Origin of the sequence: Actinoplanes sp. CA-051413 (assembly GCF_050955795.1) — a bacterium.
GTDB lineage: Bacteria > Actinomycetota > Actinomycetes > Mycobacteriales > Micromonosporaceae > Actinoplanes.
Map to the genome: position 1 here is coordinate 8,427,943 of NZ_CP192100.1, position 23,985 is coordinate 8,451,927.

The 23,985-nt window shown below is 70.4% G+C and carries 30 protein-coding genes and 1 pseudogene; 14 read left to right on the top strand and 17 right to left on the bottom strand.

Going from position 1 to position 23,985, the window contains the following annotated elements; genetic code table 11:
• Positions 1-23: 23 nt before the first annotated feature.
• On the bottom strand, positions 24-800 hold the full coding sequence (locus tag ACQP2Y_RS39680; RefSeq protein WP_433721498.1) for a hypothetical protein: 777 nt from the start codon (positions 798-800) through the stop codon (positions 24-26).
• A gap of 146 nt (positions 801-946) precedes the next feature.
• Between ACQP2Y_RS39680 and ACQP2Y_RS39685 the strand changes: the two genes are divergently transcribed.
• From ACQP2Y_RS39685 to dprA, 3 genes are all read left to right on the top strand, one after another.
• The gene (locus ACQP2Y_RS39685) at positions 947-1,306 is read left to right on the top strand and encodes a YraN family protein (RefSeq protein WP_433721499.1); all 360 of its coding nucleotides are present in this window, start codon (positions 947-949) and stop codon (positions 1,304-1,306) included.
• The gene (locus ACQP2Y_RS39690; protein WP_433721500.1) at positions 1,307-2,845 is read left to right on the top strand and encodes a YifB family Mg chelatase-like AAA ATPase; all 1,539 of its coding nucleotides are present in this window, start codon (positions 1,307-1,309) and stop codon (positions 2,843-2,845) included.
• A gap of 279 nt (positions 2,846-3,124) precedes the next feature.
• Complete coding sequence (gene dprA / locus ACQP2Y_RS39695) at positions 3,125-4,327, top strand: DNA-processing protein DprA (RefSeq protein WP_433721501.1); 1,203 nt, start codon at positions 3,125-3,127, stop codon at positions 4,325-4,327.
• 9 nt (positions 4,328-4,336) lie between these two features.
• Here dprA and ACQP2Y_RS39700 read toward each other — a convergent pair whose 3' ends face one another.
• Positions 4,337-4,522, bottom strand: coding sequence for a DNA-binding protein (locus tag ACQP2Y_RS39700; protein WP_360550559.1), 186 nt, complete (start codon positions 4,520-4,522; stop codon positions 4,337-4,339).
• A 107-nt stretch (positions 4,523-4,629) separates the two neighbouring features.
• Between ACQP2Y_RS39700 and ACQP2Y_RS39705 the strand changes: the two genes are divergently transcribed.
• The 8 genes from ACQP2Y_RS39705 to ACQP2Y_RS39740 all read left to right on the top strand — a co-directional run bounded on the left by ACQP2Y_RS39705 (position 4,630) and on the right by ACQP2Y_RS39740 (position 11,017).
• Entirely contained in the window at positions 4,630-4,860 is a 231-nt protein-coding gene (locus tag ACQP2Y_RS39705) for a hypothetical protein (protein WP_433721502.1), read from the top strand.
• Positions 4,861-5,015: 155 nt separating this feature from the next.
• On the top strand, positions 5,016-5,588 hold the full coding sequence (locus tag ACQP2Y_RS39710) for an SAM-dependent methyltransferase (protein ID WP_433721503.1): 573 nt from the start codon (positions 5,016-5,018) through the stop codon (positions 5,586-5,588).
• A gap of 81 nt (positions 5,589-5,669) precedes the next feature.
• Positions 5,670-6,479, top strand: coding sequence for a GOLPH3/VPS74 family protein (locus ACQP2Y_RS39715; RefSeq protein ID WP_433721504.1), 810 nt, complete (start codon positions 5,670-5,672; stop codon positions 6,477-6,479).
• A 52-nt stretch (positions 6,480-6,531) separates the two neighbouring features.
• Positions 6,532-8,019 (top strand): APC family permease, encoded by a 1,488-nt coding sequence (locus tag ACQP2Y_RS39720; protein WP_433721505.1) that lies wholly within the window; start codon positions 6,532-6,534, stop codon positions 8,017-8,019.
• A gap of 18 nt (positions 8,020-8,037) precedes the next feature.
• Complete coding sequence (locus tag ACQP2Y_RS39725) at positions 8,038-8,649, top strand: GNAT family N-acetyltransferase (protein ID WP_433721506.1); 612 nt, start codon at positions 8,038-8,040, stop codon at positions 8,647-8,649.
• 52 nt (positions 8,650-8,701) lie between these two features.
• Entirely contained in the window at positions 8,702-9,631 is a 930-nt protein-coding gene (locus ACQP2Y_RS39730; RefSeq protein ID WP_433721507.1) for an SAM-dependent methyltransferase, read from the top strand.
• A gap of 155 nt (positions 9,632-9,786) precedes the next feature.
• Positions 9,787-10,014, top strand: coding sequence for a hypothetical protein (locus ACQP2Y_RS39735; protein WP_433721508.1), 228 nt, complete (start codon positions 9,787-9,789; stop codon positions 10,012-10,014).
• Positions 10,015-10,123: 109 nt separating this feature from the next.
• Positions 10,124-11,017 (top strand): helix-turn-helix domain-containing protein, encoded by an 894-nt coding sequence (locus tag ACQP2Y_RS39740; RefSeq protein ID WP_433721509.1) that lies wholly within the window; start codon positions 10,124-10,126, stop codon positions 11,015-11,017.
• Positions 11,018-11,114: 97 nt separating this feature from the next.
• On the opposite strand, the gene ACQP2Y_RS39745 is transcribed toward ACQP2Y_RS39740, so the two are convergent.
• Entirely contained in the window at positions 11,115-11,600 is a 486-nt protein-coding gene (locus ACQP2Y_RS39745; RefSeq protein ID WP_433721510.1) for an N-acetyltransferase family protein, read from the bottom strand.
• 62 nt (positions 11,601-11,662) lie between these two features.
• Here ACQP2Y_RS39745 and ACQP2Y_RS39750 point away from each other — a divergent pair, with 62 nt between their 5' ends.
• A complete protein-coding gene (locus ACQP2Y_RS39750) occupies positions 11,663-12,067 on the top strand; it encodes a winged helix-turn-helix domain-containing protein (protein WP_433721511.1) in 405 nt (134 codons plus the stop codon).
• Between the two features lie 13 nt (positions 12,068-12,080).
• On the opposite strand, the gene ACQP2Y_RS39755 is transcribed toward ACQP2Y_RS39750, so the two are convergent.
• Positions 12,081-12,539 carry a pyridoxamine 5'-phosphate oxidase family protein gene (locus ACQP2Y_RS39755; protein WP_433721512.1) on the bottom strand — a complete coding sequence of 153 codons (459 nt, stop codon included), beginning with the start codon at positions 12,537-12,539 and terminating at the stop codon, positions 12,081-12,083.
• A gap of 32 nt (positions 12,540-12,571) precedes the next feature.
• On the bottom strand, positions 12,572-13,102 hold the full coding sequence (locus ACQP2Y_RS39760) for a DUF6636 domain-containing protein (RefSeq protein ID WP_433721513.1): 531 nt from the start codon (positions 13,100-13,102) through the stop codon (positions 12,572-12,574).
• 83 nt (positions 13,103-13,185) lie between these two features.
• On the opposite strand from ACQP2Y_RS39760, the gene ACQP2Y_RS39765 reads away from it, so the two are divergent.
• The gene (locus ACQP2Y_RS39765) at positions 13,186-14,064 is read left to right on the top strand and encodes a tyrosine recombinase XerC (RefSeq protein ID WP_433732244.1); all 879 of its coding nucleotides are present in this window, start codon (positions 13,186-13,188) and stop codon (positions 14,062-14,064) included.
• An 81-nt stretch (positions 14,065-14,145) separates the two neighbouring features.
• Complete coding sequence (locus ACQP2Y_RS39770) at positions 14,146-15,333, top strand: aminotransferase class V-fold PLP-dependent enzyme (protein ID WP_433721514.1); 1,188 nt, start codon at positions 14,146-14,148, stop codon at positions 15,331-15,333.
• A gap of 2 nt (positions 15,334-15,335) precedes the next feature.
• Here ACQP2Y_RS39770 and ACQP2Y_RS39775 read toward each other — a convergent pair whose 3' ends face one another.
• The 12 genes and pseudogenes from ACQP2Y_RS39775 to ACQP2Y_RS39830 all read right to left on the bottom strand — a co-directional run bounded on the left by ACQP2Y_RS39775 (position 15,336) and on the right by ACQP2Y_RS39830 (position 23,985).
• Complete coding sequence (locus ACQP2Y_RS39775; protein ID WP_433721515.1) at positions 15,336-15,800, bottom strand: murein hydrolase activator EnvC family protein; 465 nt, start codon at positions 15,798-15,800, stop codon at positions 15,336-15,338.
• 66 nt (positions 15,801-15,866) lie between these two features.
• Positions 15,867-16,193 carry a DUF2469 domain-containing protein gene (locus tag ACQP2Y_RS39780; RefSeq protein WP_023561849.1) on the bottom strand — a complete coding sequence of 109 codons (327 nt, stop codon included), beginning with the start codon at positions 16,191-16,193 and terminating at the stop codon, positions 15,867-15,869.
• Positions 16,190-17,008, bottom strand: a complete 819-nt coding sequence (locus ACQP2Y_RS39785) for a ribonuclease HII (RefSeq protein ID WP_433721516.1) — start codon at positions 17,006-17,008, stop codon at positions 16,190-16,192. The genes ACQP2Y_RS39780 and ACQP2Y_RS39785 overlap by 4 nt, the downstream gene beginning before the upstream one ends.
• Complete coding sequence (locus ACQP2Y_RS39790) at positions 17,008-17,454, bottom strand: NUDIX hydrolase (RefSeq protein WP_433721517.1); 447 nt, start codon at positions 17,452-17,454, stop codon at positions 17,008-17,010. The genes ACQP2Y_RS39785 and ACQP2Y_RS39790 overlap by 1 nt, the downstream gene beginning before the upstream one ends.
• Before the next feature lie 60 nt (positions 17,455-17,514).
• Positions 17,515-18,168, bottom strand: a complete 654-nt coding sequence (lepB, locus tag ACQP2Y_RS39795) for a signal peptidase I (RefSeq protein WP_433721518.1) — start codon at positions 18,166-18,168, stop codon at positions 17,515-17,517.
• A complete protein-coding gene (gene lepB / locus ACQP2Y_RS39800) occupies positions 18,165-19,049 on the bottom strand; it encodes a signal peptidase I (RefSeq protein ID WP_433721519.1) in 885 nt (294 codons plus the stop codon). Before lepB (ACQP2Y_RS39800) ends, lepB (ACQP2Y_RS39795) begins: the two co-directional genes overlap by 4 nt.
• A gap of 202 nt (positions 19,050-19,251) precedes the next feature.
• The gene (gene rplS / locus ACQP2Y_RS39805) at positions 19,252-19,611 is read right to left on the bottom strand and encodes a 50S ribosomal protein L19 (RefSeq protein WP_360549929.1); all 360 of its coding nucleotides are present in this window, start codon (positions 19,609-19,611) and stop codon (positions 19,252-19,254) included.
• Positions 19,612-19,741: 130 nt separating this feature from the next.
• Positions 19,742-20,506 (bottom strand): tRNA (guanosine(37)-N1)-methyltransferase TrmD, encoded by a 765-nt coding sequence (gene trmD / locus ACQP2Y_RS39810; protein ID WP_433721520.1) that lies wholly within the window; start codon positions 20,504-20,506, stop codon positions 19,742-19,744.
• Entirely contained in the window at positions 20,506-21,072 is a 567-nt protein-coding gene (rimM, locus tag ACQP2Y_RS39815) for a ribosome maturation factor RimM (RefSeq protein ID WP_433732246.1), read from the bottom strand. The genes trmD and rimM overlap by 1 nt, the downstream gene beginning before the upstream one ends.
• Positions 21,073-21,086: 14 nt before the next feature.
• On the bottom strand, positions 21,087-21,344 hold the full coding sequence (locus ACQP2Y_RS39820) for an RNA-binding protein (protein WP_360216835.1): 258 nt from the start codon (positions 21,342-21,344) through the stop codon (positions 21,087-21,089).
• 130 nt (positions 21,345-21,474) lie between these two features.
• Positions 21,475-21,909: pseudogene (rpsP, locus tag ACQP2Y_RS39825) on the bottom strand (30S ribosomal protein S16); the annotation flags it as partial.
• A gap of 1,401 nt (positions 21,910-23,310) precedes the next feature.
• Positions 23,311-23,985, bottom strand: coding sequence for a DUF402 domain-containing protein (locus ACQP2Y_RS39830; protein ID WP_433721521.1), 675 nt, complete (start codon positions 23,983-23,985; stop codon positions 23,311-23,313).

Sequence of the window (23,985 nt, forward strand, 5' to 3'; positions counted from 1 at the left end):
CGAGTTCCAGACCTTTTGTCGGATTAAGCGACGGCGAGCGCGGCGGCCAGCAGCAGGACCAGACCGATGGGGAGGTACGCGAGCGGCGGCCGCAGCCAGGCGTCCCGGGCACTCGTCCGGCCGCCACCGGCCAGCGAGTACAACCCGAAGCCGGTCAGCGGGAGCCCGAGGGTCAGCAGGACCGCGGGCACGACGCCCCGGGCGGTGGCGTCGTCGACGAACGCGGCCCGGATCAGCAGCAGGAGCGCCGGGATCAACAGGACGACGGTGACGCCGGCGAACACGATGGCCGAAACCGGACGGCGGGAGCGGTACACCGGGTCGGGGGCACCGGCTCGGACACCGCCGCCCGTCATCGGGACCATGCTGGTCGGCTCGTTGTAGGGGGACGCCGCCGGCGGCGGGGGCTCCGGCGCGGCGCCGTACGTGGTGGTCGTGGTGACCGTGGAGACGGCCGGGGCGTCGGCGAGCGACGTGGCACCGCTGCTCGGCCGGACCGCCGGATACTCGGGCCCGCGCACCGGGATCCGGATCGAGCCGGAATCGGCGGACGACAACGCGTGGCTGCCGGAGGTCGTCACCGGATCAGGTGACGCATAACCGGCCGGTGGCGCCGAGTACGGGTCGGCGGAGCGCTGGTCCGGCAACCGGAACGCGCCGCTGGGACGCTCGTGCACAGCCGAGTCGTAAGGGTTCGTCTCGGGCGCCTGAGCTGCGTACGGGCTCGGGACCTCGGTTGCCCGCTGCCCGGTGTACCAGCTGGGTTCCGGCTCTTCGGCGTACCGGCGATGTCCTTCCACGATTTCGCACCGTAGGTGACGCGGGGTCCCGATGCCACCGCTGGGGACCTATCAGATGCCGACGATGACGCTGCGGTTATCCACAATCGCACTCTGTCCACAACTGGTCCCGCGCGAGGACCCCCGGATGCGCGACGGTCGCCGCCATGACAACGGAGAGAAGGGCGGTCGGCGCGTACGGCGAGCGACTGGCCGAACGGCACCTGCGCGAACAGGGCCTGGTGGTGCTCGCCCGCAACTGGCGCTGCGCCGAGGGCGAGGTCGACCTGATCCTGCGCGACGGCGACGACGTCGTCTTCTGCGAGGTCAAGACCCGCCGCGGCGCCACCTTCGGCACGCCGGCCGAAGCGATCCGCCCGGTCAAGGTCCGCCGCCTGCGCCGGCTGGCGGCCCGCTGGCTCGAGCAGGCGGGGGTGCATCCCCGAGAGGTCCGCTTCGACGTCGTGGCGGTGCTTCCCCAGCCGCGCGGAGCGACCGTGGTCGAGCACGTCCGAGCGGCGTTCTAGGTGAGCTACGCCCGGGTGCTGTGCGTCGGTCTCGTCGGCGTCGAGGGGCACCTCGTCGAGGTGGAGGCGGACCTGTCGCCCGGCCTGCCGGCGGTGGTCCTCACCGGCCTGCCGGACACAGCACTGCACGAGGCCCGCGACCGGGTGCGGGCCGCAGTGGTGAACTCGGGTCAGAGTTGGCCCAACAGGCGCATCACGGTGAACCTGCTGCCGGCCACAGTGCCCAAGCACGGCAGCGCGTTCGACGTGGCGATCGCGTGCGCGCTGCTAGCCGGGGCGGGCGAGCTGCCGCCGGCGCCGCTGGAGGGCGTGGTGGTGCTGGGCGAGCTCGGCCTGGATGGGGCGGTACGGCCGATCCGCGGGGTGCTGCCGATGGTGGCGGCGGCCGCGCGAGCAGGGATCAGCCGGGTGATCGTGCCACTGGGCAACGCCCGCGAGGCGACGGTGGTGCCCGGGATGACGGTCCGTGGGGTCGACTCGCTGCACCGGCTGGTCGCGTACGTCCGAGGCGAGGACCGCCTGCTGGAGCCGCCGCCCGCGCAGCCACCGCAGGCAGCCGGCGGACCGGACCTGGCCGACGTGGCCGGTCAGGAGCTGGGTCGATACGCGCTCGAGGTGGCGGCCGCCGGCGGGCACCACCTCGCGTTGATCGGCCCGCCCGGCGCGGGAAAGACGATGCTGGCCGAGCGCCTGCCGTCTCTGCTGCCCGAGCTGGACGACACGTCGGCCCTGGAAGTGACGGCTCTGCAGTCGATCGCAGGCGTGCTCCCACCGGACGGCGGCCTCGTACGCCGCCCGCCGTTCCAGGCACCCCACCACAGCGCGAGCCTGGCGGCACTGGTCGGCGGAGGTTCGGGCCTGGCCCGGCCGGGCGCGCTGTCGCTGGCGCACCGCGGCGTCCTGTTCCTGGACGAAGCACCGGAGTTCGCCAACGCGACCCTGCAGGCGCTGCGGCAGCCGCTGGAGAGCGGGCGGGTGCGGCTGGCCCGGGCCCGGGGCAGCACCGAATATCCGGCCCGGGTGCAGGTGGTGCTGGCGGCGAACCCGTGCCCGTGCGCGAACCCGGCGGGAGACCAGTTCTGCGTGTGCTCGGCGACGGCCCGGCGCCGGTACATGGCCAAGCTGTCCGGTCCCCTGCTGGACCGGATCGACATCCAGATCCGGATCCAGCCGCTGAGCGCCGCCCAGCTGATGACGACCGCCGGGCCCGCCGAGTCGTCCGCCGTGGTGGCTGCGCGGGTGGCTGAGGCGCGGGCGGCGGCAGGTGAGCGGTGGTCGGAGGCGGGGTGGCGGGTGAACGCGGACGTGCCGGGGTCGCACCTGCGGCGGCCGCCGTGGCGACTGGCGGCTCGGGACACGGCGGCGTTGCGGGCCGGGCTGGACCGGGGGTCGCTGTCGGCGCGGGGGTTCGACCGGATCTTGCGGTTGGCGTGGTCGATAGCGGATCTGGACGGGCGGGAGCGGCCGACGGGCTCGGATGTCCATGAGGCGGCACAACTTCGAATGGGAGAGGCCCATGACCAAAGAGACCAGACCTGACCAGCAGCTGTCGCTGCAGGTTGCCCCGTCCCCGCCACGGGATGCCCTGCGATCCGCGGCGCTGGCCTCGCCACGGGTTGTTGTGGAGTCTTTTGCGGCGCCGGATTCGGCTGCGGTGGGCGCGGAGCTGGCGAAGGTTGTCCCGCTGAGGCCGGATGGCGGCTCGGAGGCCGTGATCAGATGGCCGCTCGGCGGGCGGCATCGCCGCAGACGCCGGCCCTGGCTGACTCTCATCTCGCCGATCCCGTCCGGGGACGACGACGACGGCGGGAGGGCGGCATGAGCGGGTCGCGGCCCGGTGACGACGCCGACCGGATGGCGCGGGTCGCCCTCACCTGGCTGGCCGAGCCCGGCAACCGGGCCGTGTGGCAGCTCGTACAGGCGGGAGGCGCCGAGGCCACCCTCAACCGGCTGCTCGACGGGGACGTCCCGGAGTCGACATTGCGCGCCGCGGTCATCTCCCGGTCGAGCGTCGGCGACCCGCGCAGGCTGGCCGAAGCGGCGCTGCGCCGGGCCGACCGGCTGGGCGCTCGCGTGGTGGTCCCCGCCGATCCGGAGTGGCCGGCTGGAGTGGACACGCTCAGCACCCTCGAACTCGACGGCGGTGATCGGATCAACCGTGACGTCCGCCCGCCGCTGTGCCTGTGGGTCCGGGGTGCGCGGCGGCTCGATGAGGCGTTCGCTCGATCGGTCGCGGTGGTGGGCGCCCGGGCGGCGACCAGCTACGGCATCCACGTGACGAACGAGCTCGCGTACGGGCTGGCGGAACACGGATGGACGGTGGTGTCCGGCGGCGCGTTCGGCATCGACGCGGCGGCGCACCGGGCGGCGCTGACGGCGGACGGGCTGACCGTTGCTGTGCTGGCGTGCGGGGTCGACCGGCCGTACCCGGTGGGGAACTCCGCCATGTTCGAGCAGATAGCGGAAAGCGGTCTGCTGATGAGCGAGTGGCCGCCGGGCTCGGACCCGCTGCGGCACCGGTTCCTGATCCGCAACCGGGTCATCGCGGCGGCGACAGCGGGAACGGTCATCGTCGAGGCGGCCGCCCGCAGCGGCGCGGTGCAGACGTTGAGCAGGACGGTTGCGCTGGGGCGGCGGGCCATGGTCGTACCGGGCCCGGTGACGTCAGCGATGTCGGTGGGCTGTCATGAGCTGCTGCGCCGGCATCCGGAGACGGTCGTCGTGACCGGGACGGCCCAGGTGCTCGAAGAGGTCGGCCGGATCGGTGAATATCTGGCTGAGATACCGCGGGGCCGGGATCACGCCCGGGACGACCTGGACGAGGATTCCGCGCTGGTGCTGGAGGCGATCCCCCGCCGCGGAACGGTCGGCCCGGAGGAACTGGCGGCAAGGGCAGGGCTGGGCGTACGCACGGTGCTGCGCCGGCTCTCGCTGCTGGAGATGGCCGGCCTGGTGGTACGCCGGAGCGACGGCGTGGCACTGGCCCGCCCGACCAGGCGAGCGCCGCCGGGTCCGGTGTAGACGGCGGCGTCAGGCCTCGACGTCGTCGACGTCCCGCCGGTGCGCCTTCATCCAGGCCTCGACGTCCTCGGTCGCCCACACCTTGCCCTGGGCCAGATCGGCGACAGGCGCGGGAAAGTCCGCCCTGCTGGTGATCTGGTACGCGCGCTGACGACTGACCCCACCCAGGCGAAGGCGGATCTCGTGCGCGCCCATCAATCGAATCGGCTTGCTTCCCACATGATCGACCGTAGACGTATGACTATTAGTCATGGGTCAAGTTCGCAAACGACAGCTAGTCGCTGGTCAACTACGGTGGCCGCATGACTCCCCACGCCGACCGGTCACCGGGTGCCCGGCCGCACGACTCCCCGGCCCCGCCCGAGTTCCCGGCCTCGCACGACTACCCGGCCCCGCGCGACTTTCCGGCCCCGCGCGGGTTCCCGGACTGGCGCGGAATCCCGGCCCTGCGCGGCATCCCGGCCCTGCGCGGCATCCCGGCCCTGCGCGGCATCCCGGCCATTTCGCACGGGCGCAGCCTCGAGGGCCAGTAGCCGGATGACCATTCCTGACAAGCGGTCCTCGGAAAGGCGGCCGGATGAGTATTCGTCGCAGGCGGCGTCTTGACCCGGTCCCGCACGAGCCGTCCCACAGACGCCTCTGGCAGTCGTGGTGGCGACGGTGCTCGTGCGGACTCCGAGCCCCGTGCGTGGACCGCCTGGTCCCCGCACCGCGACTACCGTTCCCTCCGGCCCGGATCGGCCAAAGTGCACCGGTCACCGACCCGCAGCCGGGCGGCGACACCGGAGACATCGGCACGCCGAACGTCGCAAGTTCCCGCCGCCATCAGGCGAGCCGGCCAGCAGGCGTATCGACCGCGCACGACATCGCTCGCAAGTTCATCCGCCGCGCGCTGGCGCACCAGGACGCCAGGCACAAGATCGCCCAGGCGGCGCGCCTGGGGCACCAGGACGCCAGGCACGAGATCGCCGAGGCGGCGCGCGGGACGAATGTCAACGCGCCCGCCCCCGGCAGTTACACGGCCCTCCCGCATGTCAGCGGTGACAGCCGACCAGAAGCAATCGGCGACGTCGCCGCGGATTCCGCAGGCCTGGGTGCCACCACGCCGCTGTTTCCCCACCCCGCCGCGCAGATCGGCGGGTTGTTCGACGGGCTGGTGCTGGTCGACCCCGGGCCGGTGTCCCCGACGTGGTGGCGACCAGAACCGGACCTCGACCCCGGCGTGGACACCCGGCGGATGTGCGCCGGCGTCGCCCGCTGAGCACTCGGCCCGGCGCCGGCGCAGCCGGCACCGGTCACGACTCCGCTACCGCGAACACCTCACGGAGGAAGGAACATCGTCATGCCGTCAGCGGAGCCGACGCGGCTCACCGACGACCTGTGGCTCGCCGCGCACGACGGCGTCAAAGGCGCTCGTTTGATCGGTGACTGGCCGCTCGGGGTCGGGCTGGCCACCGGGCTGCTCGCCGAGCTGATCCACGGCGGGTTTCTGGAGCTGCGCGAGGGCGAACTGTTCCGCGCCCAGGACACGGCGGCCGCCCTGCCGAGTGATCCTGCGCTGCGCCCGGTGCTGGTCACGATGCAGGCCGAAGAGCAGACCTGGCCTGCCCCGCCGGCCCCGGTGCAGGTACGGGCGACAGTGCACGAGGAGCAGTGGGGGCCACGAGCCTGGGAGCGCGGCGCCTGGCCACCGCCGGTGCAGCAGGAGACCCGGCACCGCCGGCCCGGCCACCCGCTCAACGCGTGGATCTCGTACCTGGCTTACGACAGCCGCGCGGAGGCTCGAGTTCTCGACCGGCTGTCCCGCACCGGCCTGGTTCAGCGCGAGGAGCACCGCCGGCTGTTCGGCGGCACCACGGTGCGATACGTGCCCTTTGACTCCTACGCCTCCGGGACACCGGCGAACACCATCACCCACGCCGTGCAGACCGGCCGAGCCCTGCCCTGGGCCGACGTCATTCTCGCGGGTCTGTTCCTGGCCACCGGGCTGCATCACCACGCGCTGGCCACGCTGTCGCCGTACGAGCGGTCCTTGCTCACCCAGCAGATCAAGACCGGCCTGACCGACCCGGTCGGGTCCGGCATCAAGGCGATGTTGCGAGAACTGCTGCACGCGGCGGACGCCGCGATCGGCGAGGCCGCCATGCGCTGACCAACCCCATGCCTTCCCTACCCCTCAACCCCTTTTGCAGGAGGAACCCCCGGTGTCCGCACCTCCCTCTGTCGTCCAGACCGGCATCTCGTACGCACTCGCGCGTAACCGGCTCGGCCCGTTCGCGATCGGCTCGGCCATCGCCTCCAGCGTGGCGCCGCTGACCGTCATCACCCTGGTCGTGCCCCTCGCGTTGGCGGCGACCGGCCTGCTCGGTTTCCCGATCGCGATCATCGCCGTCGCCGCCATCCTGATGATCTACGCCGTCGGCTACCTGGCGATGGCCCGGCACATCCCCAACGCCGGCGCGTTCTACGCCTACGTCGCCCACGGCATCGGCCGCCCGTTCGGCGTCGGCACCTCCTGGTTCGCCCTGGCCACCTACACCAGCTTCCAACTGTGCTGCTACGGCGCGTTCGGCGCCGCGATCGGCGCCCCCCTGCTCAGCGACTGGCTCGGCTTCGACGTGCACTGGTTCATCCCCGCCGTCCTCGCCTGGGCCCTGGTCGCCCTGCTCGGCGCCAACGAGGTCAAACTCTCCGGCTACGTCCTCGTGTTTTTGGTCGTCGCCGAAACCGTCCTGGTCGTGCTCTACAGCCTGGCCATCATGCTCACCTCCGGCTTCGCGTTCTCCGGCGCCGCGATGAACATCAGCGACCTGTCCGGACCCAGCCTCGGCGTGCTGATCGTGCTCGGCGCCACCTCCTTCGCCGGCGTCGAACAATCGGTGGTCTACATCGAGGAAAGCAAAGACCCCCGACGCACCATCCCGACCGCCACCTACGTCACCATCGCCGTCATCGGCGCCGCCTACGCCCTCGCATCCTGGGTCCAGATCTCCGCCGCCGGACCCAAGCCCATCGACCGCGCCACCGCCGAAGGCGCCGATCTGTTCTTCAACGAAGCCACCGTCATGCTCGGCCACGCCGCCGTCACCGTCGGGAAAATCCTGCTCGGCACCGGCCTGATCGCCGCACTACTGGCCTTCCACAACGCCATCGCCCGCTACACCTTCGCCCTCGGCCGCGAAGGCGTCCTCCCCCGGCTGTTCGGCCGCACCACCATCAAAGGCGCACCCCGCAACGCCTCCCTCGCCCAGACCACCCTCGCCCTGGCCGTGCTGATCCTCTACGCCATCGCCGGCTGGGACCCGCTGGTCCAGTTGTTCTACTGGGGCTCCACCACCGGTGGCCTGGGCATCCTGCTGCTCTACACGCTGACCAGCATCGCCGTCATCGGCTTCTTCACCGGCAACACCCACGGCGAAAACCTGTGGCAACGCCGCATCGCACCCCTGCTCGCCACCGCCATCCTGCTGGCCGTCGCCTACCTCGCGATCGACAACCTCGCCGGCCTCTACGGTGTCACCCCCGGCACCGGCCCCGCCCGCATCGTGCCCATCGCCCTGCTGCTGATCTTCGCCGCCGGCACCGCCTGGGGACTGATCCTGCGACGCACCCGACCCGACGTCTACGAAGGCATCGGTCGCGGTGCCCGCAGCGCCACCGCCTCCACCTCCGGCCTGTCCGCCATCCTCTGACCGAAAGGGCCCACCCGCATGACCAGCACCGACACCACCCCGACGCTGCGCCTCGCCGGCCCCGACGACACAGACACCGTGGCCGACATCGTCGCCGACTCGTTCGATCACCTGAAGGTCATCCACTACCTCGTCCCCGACCCGTCCCGCCGCCGGACGATCACCCGCGACTGGTACCGGCTCTACATCGCCCACGCCATCAGCGGCGCGGGACAGGTCGTCGTGACCACAGACGCCGGCGCCGCCGCCGTCTGGTTCGACCGCACCCACGAGGCGCGCGAGCCCGAGGCGTACGAGAAACACCTCGCAGATCTCGCCGGTGAGCACCTACCCCGGTTCCAGCACCTCGATCTGCAGATGGAAGCCCACCACCCCACCGACCCGCACTGGCACCTGCTGTTCCTCGCCGTACGCCCCGACCGGTGGAACCAAGGACTGGGCAGCCGACTGATGGACCACACCCACAGCCGGCTCGACGCCGACGGCACCCCCGCCTACCTGGAAGCCACCGGCCTGCAGAACCGGGCCCTGTACCGGCGGCACGGCTACCAGGACATGAACCCGCCCACCATCACGGTCACCGGCGACACGGTGCTGTACCGCATGTGGAGGCCTGCGCAGAACGGCTGACGACCCCGGCCCCAGACCCGCAACCCACGTTCGATCAAGGACCCCTATCGCCATGACAAAACCCTCACCCGACTCACGCGACCCCGACGCCCTGATGGCGGAGCGGCGACGTGACCTCGAACGCCACGTCGCCACTTACGGCGAGAATCCGATCGACGTATCCCGCCCGGCACCGTCCCGCCGCTACAACGACCTGCAGGGCGGCAAGGACAACTTCCAGGCCGACCGTGACTCCGCCGCGAAGTTGCAGAAAGCCCTGCCCAGCATCCGCCTGGCCGCCAAGGAACTTCGCCGTTGCCTGGAGCGTCAGGTCGCCTACCTCGCCGAGCGAGGCGTGCGGCAGTTCCTCGACATCGGATGCGGGTTGCCGCACGAGCCGAACGTGCACGAGATCGCCCAGGCCGTCGACCCCAGCAGCCGCATCCTGTACGTCGACTGCGACGAGCTGGTCGGCTCCCACTGCCGCGCGCTGCTCATCGGCACGCCGGAAGGCACGATCCAGTTCCTGGACGGCGACCTGACCGACATCGGTACGGTCCTGAGCCACGAGACCACCCGCGAGGTGCTCGACTTCAAGCAGCCGATCGCGGTGCTGCTCCTGGCCGTGCTGCACTTCATCGTTGATGACGAGCAGGCGTACGCGGCCGTCGACCAGATCAGAGCCGCCCTGGCCCCCGGCTCGTACGTGGCCCTGACTCATGTCACTTACGACCCGCTCGACCCCGGGACAGCCACGCATCTCGCCGAGCTGGCGGCGAGCATGGAGCACGGACCGTTCAAGGCACGTACTCGCCCGGAGGTCGCAGCGTTCCTCAGCGGATTGGAGCTCGTCGAGCCGGGCCTGGTGTCGACCGTCGAATGGCTCCCGGAACGCGATCCGCAGCCTGAGGCGGCCCCGAACCAGGCCGTCGCGTATGCCGGAATCGGCCGCCTGCCGTCATCATCACCCCGCACCGCCGATACCGGCCCCGCGGCGGCATAGCCTGCAACGCAGCCAAGATTTGACCAGCCCTCAAGCCACATAGTCGCTCAAAGCGGGCCAAGACGCCGCCCCCGGCATGTTGCTTGCATTTGCACGTGCATGCACGCGTGCAGATGGCATTGCATGGATGCCTTGGGGGCGGCACGATATCCGGCGTGGTCATGCCAGAAAACCGTTGTCGTCACCAGCCGGAGCGCCGACGCCGACTCATCACAAGGCGTCGCTCCGGCCGGAGCCTTGCCGTTCCGCTGCTCGTCAACCTTCTGCTGCTGGGCTTCTCGATCGTCGCCGCACTCCTCGGAGAGTCCGCGCTCGCGCTGGTCGCCGGAACCGGCGGCGTCGGCCTGTCCCGCGAGATCGCCCGGCGCATCCTGTCCACATAGGCCTGCGGGCGTCCACGAAGTCACTCGTCCAGGTGACAAGAGCTGTGCCGGTCATGCCCGGCTCCGGCCACCAACCGGCCGGCCCATCACCTCGAACCCGGAGAATCGAATGTCCACGATCCTGACGTCGCAACCCAGCGCCAAAGGACGTCCCGACGATGCACGCGAGGTGCTGGGCCGCCGGTTGCGGTCCCTGCGCGAGGCCAAGTGCCTGACCCCGATCGAGGCGGGCCGGCACATCGGCGGCTCAGGATCGAAGATCAGCCGTATCGAATGGGGCCGGATCAAGGCCAAAGCCGACGACGTCTACCAACTGCTGATCCTGTACGGCGTCACCGACCCCCACGAACGCAAGGCCCTCCTCGAACTCGCCCGCCGGCTGGAGACCCGCCAGTGGTGGGACGCCTACGGCGATCTCCTCGACGGGTGGTTCTGCTCCTACCTCGTGCTGGAGTCCATCGCCCAGCACATCCGCACCTACGAAGTGCGCTTCATCCCCGGTCTCCTGCAAACACCCGCGTACGCGGAAGCGGTCATCCGCCTCCACCACACCGACCCGGACCAGGTCCGCCGACGCGTCGACGTCCGCATGCAACGACAGCACGCCCTGCTCAACAACAAGACCCCGCAGCTGTGGGCGGTGATCGACCAAGCCGCCCTGGACGAAGCGGCCCTGCCGGACGGCATCGCCGGCCCGGAGGTCATGCGCGACCAGATCGCCTTTCTGCAAAAAGCGATCCAGCACCGCAACGTGAACATCCAGATCCTGCGGCCCGGCGCCGGAGGACGCGTCGGCGTGGCGACCTCGTTCTCCCTGCTACGGAACAAGGGCCTACCGGACGTCGCCTATCTGGAGCACATCGGCAGCGCCTTCTTCCTCGACGACCCGACCGTTTCCGAACCCTACGAGATCACCATGAGCAGACTGGCCGTCGCGGCCAGCCGCCCTGAGGACACCCCGCAAATCCTCACCGAGGCGCTGAAGGCCATCGGCGGAGACTGACGCAGCGACATCACCGCGCGACCGCGGTGCGCAGGTGGCACTTCACATCTACCGGTGCAGTCCGGCCTGCGCGACGAGCGTCTTGGCCGAGCATCTGTCATCCGCTCGTCTCAGGCCGCCCGCCGTCCCGCGCCGAACCCGCTCCCTGATCACGTCGATAGTTGTAAACGATGAATCCGCTGTAGTCCGCCACGGTGTCGTACAACGCCCGTCCGTCACCATTGTCCAACGTGGTGTTCCAGTACAACCGGGGCGCGTCGTGCTCTTGCGCGTCTCGCGCAACCCAGTGCAGCATGGCCGTCGCGACGCCCCGCCGCCGAGCCTCCGGAGCCACGAACAGGTCGGCCAGATAACACCGGCCAGCTCCCCAAAGGCTGGTGTGAAAGTAGTAGTGCGCCAGCCCCACCATCGCCCCGTCAAGCCGGGCAGCAGCCCCGCGGATCTCCTCCCGGGCGACCAGCCGGCGCCAGGTCCGGTCGTAGAGCGCAGCACTGATCTCAGTGCCGAAGTGCTCGTTGTAGCGCCGGGTCAGAGCCTCCCACTCACTGTGATCCTCTTCGCCCAAGAGGCTGATCTCCACCATCCCGCCCGTCCTCACCGCAGCCCACCGTCTGAACGTAAATACAATGACGTACCGTGAATGTCATGATCGACCCCTCGGCCGACCGCGCGGTTTTCCGCCAGCTCGCCGATCTCCTGCGCGACCAGATCCAGTCGGGCGCGCTCGCACCCGGCGAGCCGCTGCCCAGCGAGCTCCGGCTGGCCCAGGAGTACGGCATCAGCCGCACCACCGTGCGCCAGGCGATCGGCCAGCTCCGCACCGAGGGCCTGGTCACCGTCGACCGGCCACGAGGGACATTCGTCCGCGTCCCGGAGCCGACCGAGCTCATCACCTTGCGCCGCGGTGAGAAGGCCGGCGCCCGCATGCCGACCGATGCGGAGCGCCGCACCTACCGCCTCGCCGAAGGCGTCCCGGTCCTGGTGATCACGGCACCCGACGGCACCACAACCGTGCACCCGGCAGACCGGGTCCAGCTGACCCGTCCCTGAGCCCGGCGCAGCCCTACTTCCGGGTCCGGCGGCGATATCCGTGGGCCGTGTCCCACGACTCGATGACCAGGTGATCCGCGGGCACCCCGAGATACATGAGGGACACCTCCGTCACGTCGATGCGGAAGTAGCCCGCCCCCGGCACCGGCTCCTCCCCCGGCGCCGGTATCTCCACCGCCTTACCGGCCAACTTCGCGTCGCCGGGCCACTGATCCGGTGCGTCCGCCGGCGGCTCCAGGGTCGGGCTGTGCACCGCTATCCGTGGATCGCGCCGGACGTCGAGCAGCTTCATCGAGCCGCCCATCATCCCGAACGTCACTTCGCCGTCGAACTTCAGCTCTGTCGCACTGATCCGCGGCGCACCGTCCCGGCGCAACGTCGCGATCGTCTTGTTGGTCCCCGCGTCGAAGCGGGCCCGCACCTTCGCCGCGAACTCGGCGAACTCGTCTTCGATCTCCTGCCACCTCGCCATGCACCGACCCTATGAGCCGGGTCTGACAAAACTCAGAACAGGTTGTACTGCTCGATCGCCACCGTGAAACCGTGACCGGACTCGGTGTTCTCGCAGCGCATCGCCTTGCTGTCGCTGCTGCACAGGAAGTCCCCGGCCCGCAGCGACTTGCCGTAGGCGAGCATCTCTTTCCCGCCCAGCACAGTGTCACCAGCACACGTGAATGTCGCCTCTTCCGTCTGGTGCACGGCGATGCCCGACCCCCAGTCGAGGTCGCAGTCGGCCGGCGCCGGCGGGGGCTGCCAGTTCTTGCGGACGATGTCGCAGCGGGCCCCCGACTTGTCCAGGTAGCAGCCGATGTTCCCGGACGGCGACACGAAGTTCGCCTCGCTGACCTTCTCCGGCGGCTCCGGGGACGGCGACGCGGCTCCGGGCGGCGGCGCGTCACCCAGTCCCGCGTTCGTGGCCAACGCCTGCGTGGTCGGCCGCGGCTCCACCGGATCCGGCGACGCCGAACATGCCGTCAGGGCCACCACCAGCGTGATCACCCCGCCCAGCCCGGCCCATCCGCGCGCTGCTGACACGTCACCTCCCAAAGGCGGAATGATAAGGGCGTGGAGCAAGAACAGTGAGCACCCGCGACGTACACGAATCGCTGCCGCCCGCGATGCGTTCCGCGGTCGACGACTTCGCCGTGCACCTGGCCCGCGTCGACAACCGCTCCGCGCACACTGTGCGGGCTTATGTCGGAGATGTCGTCTCGTTGCTCGACCATGCGGCGGCTGCCGGCTGTGCCGCCCCGGCCGATCTACACATCACGGTGCTGCGGGGCTGGCTCGCGCAGCGAATGACCGACGGCGCCGCGCGTACCTCTCAGGCTCGTCGGGCCGCCGCCGCCCGGACCTTCACCGCCTGGGCGCACCGGTCCGGGCTCTGCCCGGCCGACGCCGGCGCGCAGCTGGCCAGCCCGAGGGCCCACCGCGACCTGCCGTCGGTGTTGCGCGCCGACCAGGCGGCGGACCTGGTCGTCACCACGGCCGACCCCCATGCGGTACGCGACCGAGCGGTCCTGGAACTGCTCTACGCAACCGGCGTACGGGTCAGCGAGCTCTGCGGCCTCGACACAGCTGACATCGACGAGGGGCGCCGGGTGATCCGGGTCTTCGGCAAGGGCGCCAAGGAACGCATGGTCCCGTACGGCATCCCGGCCGAGAAGGCCCTCGACGACTGGCTGCGTCACGGCCGCCCGACCCTGGTCCGTCCCGGCAGCGGCGACGCCCTCTTCCTGGGCGCACGCGGCGGCCGACTCCAGCAGACAGTGGTCCGCCGGATCGTGGCCGCAGCGGCTCAGGCTGCGGGCCTGCCCCACACCAGCCCGCACGACCTGCGGCACTCAGCGGCCACCCACCTGCTGGACGGAGGCGCAGACCTACGCGCGGTCCAGGACCTCCTCGGCCACTCCTCACTGTCGAGCACCCAGATCTACACCCACGTCTCCACCGAACGCCTCCGCGCCGCCTTCAAACAAGCCCACCCCCGAGCCTGACCACGACCGCCGCCACGACCGGGCGTCGGCCGTCTGAGGAACGGCCGCGACGGACCCGCCGGCACCACGTACGATCAGGGCGTGAGCGTCGGAGATCCGCCCCCGCCCATCCCGGGAGCGCGGCTCCTCTTCTCGCTCGACCCGGCCACCGCCTACCTCAACCACGGTTCCTTCGGTGCCGTCCCGATCGGCGTGCAGCGCGCCCAGCAGCGGTTGCGGGACGAGGTCGAGCGCAATCCGATGTCGTTCTTCGCTTCGCCGGGGCTGACCGACCGGATCGTCCATACCCGACGGCATCTGGCCGATTTCCTCGGCGCCGACCCGGACGGCAGCGCTCTGGTGCCGAACGCCACCGCCGCCGTTTCGCTGGTGCTGCAGTCGATCCGGCTGACCTCCGGTGACGAGGTGCTGCTCACCGACCACGGCTACGGCGCCAACGCGATCGCTGTGCGGCGGCAGTGCCGGCGGGACGGGGCCAGTGCGCGGACCGTCGCGCTGCCGCTGGATGCTTCCGACGCCGAGGTGGTGTCGCGGATCCGGGGGGCGTTGCGGCCCGGCAAGACCAAGCTGCTGATCATCGACCAGCTCACCTCGCCGACCGCCAAGGTGCTGCCGGTGCGCGCGATCGCCGCTGCCGCCCGCGAGCATGAGATCCCGGTGCTGGTCGACGCCGCGCACGTGCCCGGCATGCTGCCCGTCCGGGTTGACCGGCTCGGCGCCGACTTCTGGGTCGGCAACCTGCACAAGTGGGCCTTCGCCCCGCGGGGCACCGCCCTGCTCGCCGTGGCCCCGGGCTGGCGCCGGCGGGTCGAGCCGCTGGTCGTGTCCTGGGAGCATGACTCCGGCTTCCCGCTGTCGGTGGAGTCGCAGGGCACCATGGACTACTCGCCCTGGCTGGCCGCGCCGGCCGGGCTCTTCACCCTGCGCACCCTGGGCGTCGAGGCCGTGCGGCGGCACAACGCGGCGCTCGCGGCGTACGGTCAGCGGCTTGTCGGGGCGAGTCTCGGCCTGGCGCCCTCCGACCTGCCGGAACCCGGCGCGGCCGAGGCGGCCATGCGGATCCTGCCGCTGCCGTCGGGGGTCGCCACGACGCAGCCGGAGGCGCATGCCCTGCGCCAGCAGATCGCCGACAAGCTGGCGACCGAGGTCGCGGTGAACGCGTGGGGCGGCCGCGGCTGGCTGCGGCTGAGCGCCCAGATCTACAACCGCCCGGAGGAGTACGAGAACCTGGCGGAACGCCTGCCACCCCTGCTGGCGTCCCTGCGCTGAAATCACAGCGGCAGCAGCCGGACGCGCCCGAGACCGAGCAGTGTCAGCGGGTCCAGGTAGTCCGCGCCGCGGCGCAACCCCCAGTGCAGACAGGCCGCCGACGGGCAGCCGGGATGACCAGCCGCCAGCGTGCCGAGCGCATCCCCGGCCGCGACGGCGTCACCGGGCCGGCGCGTCTGGACGTCCACCGGCTCATAGGTGGTCCGCAGGCCGCCGGGATGCGCCACGCTGACGACCCCGCGCCCCGCGACCTGCCCGGCGAACACGATCGTGCCCGCTCCTGCGGCCCGCACCACGGAGCCGGGAGCGGCAGCCAGATCCGTTCCGCGATGGCCGGGCAGCCAGGGGCGCGGCGGCGGATCAAAACGCCGCACGACCCGGGCTCCGTCGACCGGCCAGCCGGCCCGCTCAGGAGCAGCAACCGGGAGACCGGCCAGGACCATGAGGGCCGAAAGCAAGAGCACCATGCCAGGCATGGTGCTCTTTTCCGAGATGGGCCGCGACCTGCCCTGTGGACAACCGCGGCCGCCCGGTCAGCTCCCGCCGAAACCGGCCTCGTCCGGCAGTGAGATGTCCGGCTTCTCCAGCTCTTCCACGTTGACGTCCTTGAACGTCATCACGCGGACGTTCTTGACGAAGCGGGCCGGCCGGTACATGTCCCAGACCCACGCGTCGTGCATCTCGACCTCGAAGTAGACCTCGCCGTCGGAGTTGCGGACGTGCAGGTCCACCTGGTTCGCCAGGTAGAACCGGCGTTCCGTCTCCACCACGTACGAGAACTGTCGGACGATGTCGCGGTACTCCCGGTAGAGCTGCAGCTCCATCTCGGTCTCGTACTTCTCGAGATCCTCTGCGCTCATCGCTTCTCGCCCTCCATGGCCTCATCTTCCCCCACCGGCACCGGCGGCCGAGGCTGCTCGCCCGACGCCACGCCGACGGTACCCTCCACTGCTGGCCAGAGCATCAGCGGCTCGGCGTTGACCGGGGGCAGAACCGCGGGGCGGCGGGCCCGGGGAGGCCGGTTGCCGCGCCCGGAGACGGCCGCCACGTTCACGTACGAGAAGCGGTGCTCCGCGCAGGGACCGTGCCTGGTCAGCGCCGCGCTGTGCTCGTCGGTGATGTAGCCCTTGTGCACCGCGAAACCGTAGTCCGGGAACCTGCCGTCCAGCTCCACCATCAGCCGGTCCCGGGTGACCTTGGCGAGCACGCTGGCCGCCGCCACACAGGCCGCCACCCGGTCGCCTTTCCACACCGCGAGGCCCGGTGCGCCCAGCCCGTCGACCGGGAAACCGTCGGTCAGGACGTACTCGGGGCGGGTCGTGAGCGACGCGAGCGCGCGGCGCATCGCGGCCAGGTTGCAGACGTGCAGGCCGCGGCCGTCCACCTCGGCCGGCGGGACGATCACCACCGACCAGGCCAGCGCCCGCGTGACCACCTCGGCGTAGACGCGTTCGCGGGCGGCCGCGGTGAGCAGCTTGGAGTCGGCCAGCTCGTCGATCTCGCCGCGCTTGCCCTCGGGCAGGATCGCCGCGGCGGCGACCAGCGGGCCCGCACAGGCGCCGCGGCCGGCCTCGTCGGCCCCGGCGACGTGCCGGAAGCCACGGCGCTGCAGCGCCCGCTCAAGGGCGTAGAGGCCGCCTTCGCGGCGCACCACCGTCCGGGGCGGACTCAGCATCAGAGGACCTTACGCAGCAGGTCGGCGAGCCCGATCGGGAAGATCTGCTCGGTCGAGGTGTCGAGCTCGGCCACGGACCACCAGCGGTGCGCGGTGATCGTGCGCTGCTCCTCGAGGTCGAAGCCGGTGGTGTCGACCTGCCACGAGTCGATCCGCAGCAGAAAGAAGTCCTGGTCCTGGCGGTACTGGCGGTTGTCGTAGCTGAACTCGGTGGTCTCGTGGTGCACCGGCTCGCCCAGCTCGGCGGGATCGACCCGCAGGCCGGTCTCCTCCAGCAGCTCGCGGGCCGCGCCCAGGACGGGCGTCTCGCCCTCGTTCAGCCCACCGCCGGGTGTGAACCACCAGTGCTGGTCCGCGCGTGCCGGGTCACCGCCGTGCAGCAGCAGAACGCGCTCCGCGGCATCGATGAGAAGCACCCGGGCGGCCCGGCGGTCGATGAACGTCACGCCCCCAGCCTATTGCGCCGATGGTCGATCTTGACGCCGGGTCAGTCGCCCGGCGCCGCGTCAGTTGGCCGGTGCCGCGTTCGGGACGTCGTCGAACTCCTTGGGCACGGAGAGCAAGGTCGCCCGGGACACCGGCCAGAAGATCGTGAACGCCCGGCCGACGATCGAGTCGGTCCGGATCGTGGCGGCCTGGATGTCCTTGGTCTGCTCCCAGTGCTCCAGGGAGTCGCCGGACGCGGAACGGTGGTCACCCATGACCCACAGCCGGCCGGCCGGCACGGTGATGTCGAACTTCTCGTCCGCCGCCGGGTCCTGCTGGCCGTCCGCGTCGGTGTAGATGAACGGCTCGTCCAGCGAGTGACCGTTGATCATCAGGCGTTCCTGGTCGTCGCAGCAGACCACGTGGTCGCCACTGACGCCGATGATGCGCTTGATGAAGTCCTCGCCCTCGGTGCCGCTCTGCCAGTCGGTCGGGGCCTTGAAGACCACGATCTCGCCCCGGCGCGGCTCGCGGAAGTCGTACACGAGCTTGTTGACCAGCACCCTGTCCCAGACGTTGAGCGTGTGCTCCATCGACGGCGACGGGATGTAGAAGGTCTGCAGCACGAAGAAGCGCACCAGGACGGCGACGAGGATCGCCACTCCCAGCAAGATCGGTAGCTCGCGCCAGAACGAACCGCTGCGCTTCGAGGACTCGGTGTGCTCGTCAATCACGATCGGAGCCTACGTCCCCGGAGCCGCAACCACAGTCCGGAACGCGCGGATACGCCGACACTTAAGAGGAACGGCAGCATAACGGCAGCGGTGGCGGGATCGGGGGCATGCCGGGGAGATTCACCGGTCGGAGCGGCCGCGATCGGATGCGCCGCCGCGTACGACTTCCAGTTGTCCGGCACGGAAAGGCTGGTGAAGTGGCTGGTGGGCCACACCACCACGAAGGCCCGGCCGATGATGTTGTCGATGGGTACCGGCCCCTGGCAGCGCGCGTCCTGCGACACCAGGCGGTGGTCGCCCATGACGAACATCTCACCCGCGGGGACGGTCACCTCGGCGAACCGGCGGCTGGTGCACTGCCGCGGATTCGGCGGCGCGTCCAGCGGCGAGTTCTCGAAGATGTACGGCTCGTCGATCGGCTCGCCGTTGACGGTGATCCGGCCCTGGTCGTCACAGCAGGCGATCTTGTCGCCGGGCAGGCCGATCACCCGTTTGATGAAGTCGCGTTCGCCCGGACGGCTGACCCCGACGAGGTCGCCGACGGTGCGGCCGAGCTTGGCGCCGAAGGTGTTGCTGATCGGCTCGGCCGGCTGCTCGGGCGCCCAGTTGTCGGTGCCGCGGAAGACCACGATCTCGCCGCGCAGCGGGTCCCGCATGTCGTAGACGACCTTGTTGACCAGGACGCGGTCCTTGATCGCGAGGGTGTTCTCCATCGAGCCGGACGGGATGTAGAACGCCTGCACCAGGAAGGTGCGGATCAGCACGGCCAGGCAGAAGGCCACCACCAGCAGCAGCGGCAACTCCTGCCAGAGGGGCATCTCCTTGCGCCGGATCACCCGCCCGCGGCGACGTCCGGAGGAGGAGGGTCGATACCCCTGCATCGGTTCCACGCTACGCATCTCCCGCCGCCGTCCGGTCGAACCGCCCCGGATACAGCACTACCGCCCGAGTTCCCCCGGTGGGGACATGACGGGCGGTAGTGCGAATGGTCCTGCTGAGTTCCCATCCGTCACTGACGCAAGCGTAGTGCGCCCGCGCAGTAAACGTCAGTCCGAGTGAATACGGCCCGGACCGGTGGGGGGTTCAGCTGACCGTCTGCTTCTCGCGCAGCTCCTTGATCTTGGCCTTCTTGCCCCGGAGCTCACGCAGGTAGTAGAGCTTGGCGCGACGCACGTCACCGCGGGTCACGACCTCGATGCGGTCGAGCTGCGGGCTGTTGACCGGGTAGGTCCGCTCGACGCCGACGCCGAAGCTGATCTTCCGGACCTTGAAGGTCTCGCGGAGCCCGCCGCCCTGGCGGCTGATCACGACGCCCTGGAAGATCTGGACGCGGGAACGGTTGCCCTCGACGACCCGGACGTGCACCTTGACGGTGTCACCGGCCCGGAAGTCGGGGATGTCGGTGCGCCGCGACTGGGCGTCGAGCTGGTCCAGCGTGTTCATCGCTGCATCCTCGTCGTACTCAAAGCGCACCGGGAGTTCGATGCGCGATTGGGTGATTCTGACCCGCTGACATCGGTGCAGGGGGTCCTCGTCCGGCCGGCCACGGCGTGGGGCGCGAACGGCAACCTCACTACTTTGCCACACCCGGGGGCGGGATCTGAAATCCGGCCTCGTCCAGGGCGGCCCGGTCCTTCTTGTCCAGAAGATCAACCGGATACGCGGCCAGCATGTCCGGCCGCCGGGCCGCGGTGCGCAGCAACGATTCGGTACGCCGCCAGCGCGCGATCCGGCCATGATCACCGGACCGGAGCACCTCGGGCACCGCCCTGTCCCGCCAGACGGCCGGCTTCGTGTAGACCGGCGCCTCCAGCAGGCCGGCCGCGTGCGACTCCTCGGTCAGCGACTCCGCGTTGCCCAGCACCCCGGGCAACAGCCGGGTGATCGCCTCCATGATCACAATGACCGCGACCTCACCACCGAAGAGCACATAGTCGCCGAGCGAGACCTCACGAACCGGCATCCGCGCAGCCGCGTCGTCGAGGACCCGCTGGTCGATGCCCTCGTACCGGCCGCAGGCGAAAATCAGGTGGTCCAGAGCGGCGAGCTCGTGCGCGTCCGCCTGGGTGAACGGCGTACCCACCGGCGACGGCACCACGAGAACGGACGAAGGACCGGCGACCGCATCCAACGCGGCCGCCCACGGCTCCGGCCGCATGACCATGCCAGGGCCACCGCCGTACGGGGAGTCGTCCACCGTGCGATGCACATCCGAGGTCCAGGTGCGCAGATCATGCACAGCCAGCTCGAGGATGCCGGCGCCGCGGGCCTTACCGATCAGCGACAGCTCCAGCGGAGCGAAATACTCGGGGAAGATGGAAACGACATCAACGCGCATCAGAGGTCGAGCAGACCCTCGGGCAGGTCGACGACGATCCGACCGCCGGCCAGATCGACCGTCGGCACCATCTGGCTGACGAACGGGATGAGCGCCGTGCCCCCGGCCGCCCTCTTCAAGACGATGAGATCCGAAGCAGGCGCGTGATCGATCCGGTCGACCGTGCCCAGCACAGTGCCATCGACCGACTCCACGGACAGGCCGGCGAGCTGATGATCGTTGAACTCGTCCGGATCGTCCGGCTCGGTGACCTCCGAGCTGTCGACCTGCAACAACACGCCACGCAAAGCCTCAGCGGTGTTGCGGTCGAGGACGCCCTCGAACTGGGCGATGCCCTTGCCCTGATGCCAGCGGATCGCCTCGAGGACAAGCTTCGCGGGCACCTGATAAGGCACCCCCGGGACGGCGGCAGCCGCCGGGCCGGCACTCACCCGGCGGTCCCGAGGGACCTCCGTGGTGAACGCCGACCCGGCGGCGAATCTCGCCTCTGGATCATCGGTCCGCACCGTCACCAGCACTTCCCCACGGATCCCATGGGGCTTCCCGATCTGACCGACGACCAGCAACATCAGGCAGCAGCTCAGTACGCGTCGACGATGTCGACGCGGATGCCGCGCCCACCGATCGAACCGATGACCTGACGCAGCGCCTTGGCCGTACGCCCGCCGCGCCCGATGACCGTACCCAGGTCCTCAGGGTGCACGCGCACCTCGAGCCGCTTACCGCGGCGCGAGTCGACCAGCCGGACCCGGACATCGTCCGGGTTGTCGACGATGCCCTTGACGAGGTGCTCCAGCGCAGGCCGGAGCGCCCCGTCAGTTGCCGTCGGCGCCGGCACCGGCCGGGTCCTTCGCGTCCGCGGCAACAGCCTCACGGTTCGGCTCGGCCGGGTCGACAGCCTTGGTGTCACTCGGCCGCGTCTCGGCAACCTCCGGCGCAGCCGGGGTCTTGTCGACAGCCTTGTCAGCGGGCTTGTCGGCAGCCTTGTCAGCGGGCTTGTCGGCCGCCTTCTCGGTCGCGCGAGCCTTCTTGGCCGGCTTGGCAGCCGGAGCCTCGGCGACACCGGCGGCAGCCTTCGCCTCAGCCTCGTAGGTCGCCAGGCGGCTGACCTTCTCGGCCTTCATCAGCAGCGGCGGCGGGGCCGGCAGGCCCTTGAACTGCTGCCAGTCGCCGGTCTTCTCGAGCAGACGCTGCACGGCCTCGCTCGGCTGCGCGCCGACCGAGAGCCAGTACTGCACCCGCTCCGACTTGACCTCGATGATCGAGGGGTCTTCCTTGGGCTGGTAGATACCGACGTACTCGATGGCGCGGCCGTCACGCTTGGTGCGCGAGTCGGCGACGACGATGCGGTACTGCGGGTTGCGGATCTTGCCCATCCGCAGGAGCCGGATCTTTACGGCCACGGTCTTGTTCGCTCCTGTTGCGATGACGACCGGCCCGCCTGGGAGCCGGTACGTGGGTGAGAGAACGGAACCCACGTGGGGATATGGGACCGATGCCTCGAGGACTGGCGGTGCGTGGAGGAGTTAGAGGGCACCTCTGCGCACGCCGGACCCGTCCATTCTGCCAGAGCTCCTCGGCTCGTCCCAATCGGGTCCGGTATCCCTTGTTCTTGGAGATCTTTCCTGTCGTGCCTGGTTGCATGGCACTGACCGTCGCTCCCGCCGATTGCCGGGTGGTTGCATGGTTTTGTTCGGCTTCTTGTGGGTGCATGGTGGGTCTTTGGGGGCGGGGATGGCCCACGCAGCCCGTCAAGCTTGATATCTGCGTGGACCATCCCCGCCCCCAAAGCCCGTTGTGGTTCCGCTGAGGGATGTTCCGCATGCTCCTGCCGAGCTCGGTCGTCCCTGGCGATCCCGGTAAGCCCCCGGACGGCGGGCCCTTCGGAGAAGCCGGGCGGGGCCGCTGCCCGCGATCCGCTCGCCCAGCAGAATCAGCCCGTATCGCACCTCGTGCGTCATTCGCCCCACCCTCGGACCGCTGCGGGAAACGTCGAGGCACCGATCTGAAGCGGCTCCACAGTTGCGTCACACGGGCAAAGCCACCGACGACCTGGGACGGCCACGCAGCTCGGCGGCCCGGCCGGGCTCGCGGCTCAACTACTTGGCGGCCCAGCACCGTCGCCGACTCACGCCTCTGCAAGCAAACAGCTTGGCGGCTCGCCGGCTCAACAGCTTGGCGACCCGGACCAGGCCCCCAGCTTCGTGGGCCGGCAGCTCAGCGGACTAGCAGCTCAACGAACTAGCAGCTCGATGGCTCGGCGCCGGCTCGCAAGCTTCGCGGACCAACAGCTCGGCGAGCCAACAAACTTGGCCACTCAGTGCCGGCTCAGCACCTTCGCGGGCCAGGAGCTCGGCGGCCTCACGACTTGGCGGCCAGCAGCTTCACGGGCCAGCAGCTCGGCGGGCGTGCAGCTTGACCGGGTTCGGCTGGCCGAGGGTTACCGAGTTCGCCAACCCGCGAGTCGCGGATGGGCGCGGGCGCGGATTCGCGAGGCCGCGGGGCGCAGGCCGCCGACTGGCGAGGTCGCGGGCCGCCGACTCGCGCGGCCGCAGGGCGCGGGCCGCCGACTCGCGCGGTCGCGGGCGCGGGGCGCCGATTCGTGAGGTTGCGGATCACGGATTCGGGGTCGTGGGTTTGGTGGGTGGGAGGTGGCGGGGTGGCAGGTGGGTGAGTTGCACGGGCTTGGGGGCGGGGATGGTCCACGCAGATATCAAGCTTGACGGGCTGCGTGGGCCATCCCCGCCCCCAAGCCCCACCACGCAACCAGCGAAACCCAGCCGACCGAGGCGGGCCAGAAGGGCTCAGGGCCGAGGAGCAGCGGCCCGATCCCAACCGGAAGGCAAGGAGGTGGGGACGGGCCAGGACGGATCGGGCTGGTAGGTGGTCCAGGTGCCGTCGAAGGGAAAGTCCCCAGCTTCGATGGACTTGATCACGCGGAGGCCTTCGGCGCGGACCGCCGCGGAGTCGTGGACCCAGTAGTGGTCCGGGAAGGCGAGACGCTCGGAGAACTCGTCTTCGTCTTTCCACTGCCACGTCCGGTCCGGGGCTACCACGATGTCCAGGTCCTGGTCGATCACGTCCACGCCCGCCACGTCGCCGTCGTCCCAGCGGATTGCTCGTTCTTCCAGGTTCACGTACCAGCCGGTGAAGGTGCCGGCGTCGTCGCGGAAGAACCAGATCGAGTGGTCGGCGTCCGGGGGGATGAATTTGAGCAGGCCTGGGCCCTGCCAGGTGTCGGGGACCAGCCGGGTGCGCAGGCCGGTCCATTCGGCGAACGGCATGTCGCGGATGCCTCGGCCGTCCTCCGCCACCTCGATCACCACCGCCGAGCCGCGGGCCAGCCAGAGCAGCAGCCCGCGGTCGTCGTCGGAGACCACGCGGCACGGGCGTACGGAGGCCAGCCGCGGCCCGTCGATGTTGCGGTAGAGGACCTCGCGGCCGGGTGTGAAACGGGCGGGCGTGAAACGGGCGGGCAC

What these genes read in the sequence shown, in the direction of transcription:
- ACQP2Y_RS39685 (WP_433721499.1), top strand. Translation starts at nt 947, where the DNA reads ATGACAACGGAGAGAAGGGCGGTCGGCGCGTACGGCGAGCGACTGGCC.
- dprA (WP_433721501.1), top strand. Translation starts at nt 3,125, where the DNA reads ATGAGCGGGTCGCGGCCCGGTGACGACGCCGACCGGATGGCGCGGGTC.
- ACQP2Y_RS39700 (WP_360550559.1), bottom strand. Translation starts at nt 4,522, where the DNA reads ATGGGCGCGCACGAGATCCGCCTTCGCCTGGGTGGGGTCAGTCGTCAG.
- ACQP2Y_RS39705 (WP_433721502.1), top strand. Translation starts at nt 4,630, where the DNA reads ATGACTCCCCACGCCGACCGGTCACCGGGTGCCCGGCCGCACGACTCC.
- ACQP2Y_RS39715 (WP_433721504.1), top strand. Translation starts at nt 5,670, where the DNA reads ATGCCGTCAGCGGAGCCGACGCGGCTCACCGACGACCTGTGGCTCGCC.
- ACQP2Y_RS39725 (WP_433721506.1), top strand. Translation starts at nt 8,038, where the DNA reads ATGACCAGCACCGACACCACCCCGACGCTGCGCCTCGCCGGCCCCGAC.
- ACQP2Y_RS39730 (WP_433721507.1), top strand. Translation starts at nt 8,702, where the DNA reads ATGACAAAACCCTCACCCGACTCACGCGACCCCGACGCCCTGATGGCG.
- ACQP2Y_RS39740 (WP_433721509.1), top strand. Translation starts at nt 10,124, where the DNA reads ATGTCCACGATCCTGACGTCGCAACCCAGCGCCAAAGGACGTCCCGAC.
- ACQP2Y_RS39745 (WP_433721510.1), bottom strand. Translation starts at nt 11,600, where the DNA reads ATGGTGGAGATCAGCCTCTTGGGCGAAGAGGATCACAGTGAGTGGGAG.
- ACQP2Y_RS39750 (WP_433721511.1), top strand. Translation starts at nt 11,663, where the DNA reads ATGATCGACCCCTCGGCCGACCGCGCGGTTTTCCGCCAGCTCGCCGAT.
- ACQP2Y_RS39755 (WP_433721512.1), bottom strand. Translation starts at nt 12,539, where the DNA reads ATGGCGAGGTGGCAGGAGATCGAAGACGAGTTCGCCGAGTTCGCGGCG.
- ACQP2Y_RS39765 (WP_433732244.1), top strand. Translation starts at nt 13,186, where the DNA reads ATGCGTTCCGCGGTCGACGACTTCGCCGTGCACCTGGCCCGCGTCGAC.
- ACQP2Y_RS39775 (WP_433721515.1), bottom strand. Translation starts at nt 15,800, where the DNA reads ATGGTGCTCTTGCTTTCGGCCCTCATGGTCCTGGCCGGTCTCCCGGTT.
- ACQP2Y_RS39780 (WP_023561849.1), bottom strand. Translation starts at nt 16,193, where the DNA reads ATGAGCGCAGAGGATCTCGAGAAGTACGAGACCGAGATGGAGCTGCAG.
- ACQP2Y_RS39785 (WP_433721516.1), bottom strand. Translation starts at nt 17,008, where the DNA reads ATGCTGAGTCCGCCCCGGACGGTGGTGCGCCGCGAAGGCGGCCTCTAC.
- lepB (WP_433721519.1), bottom strand. Translation starts at nt 19,049, where the DNA reads ATGCAGGGGTATCGACCCTCCTCCTCCGGACGTCGCCGCGGGCGGGTG.
- rplS (WP_360549929.1), bottom strand. Translation starts at nt 19,611, where the DNA reads ATGAACACGCTGGACCAGCTCGACGCCCAGTCGCGGCGCACCGACATC.
- trmD (WP_433721520.1), bottom strand. Translation starts at nt 20,506, where the DNA reads ATGCGCGTTGATGTCGTTTCCATCTTCCCCGAGTATTTCGCTCCGCTG.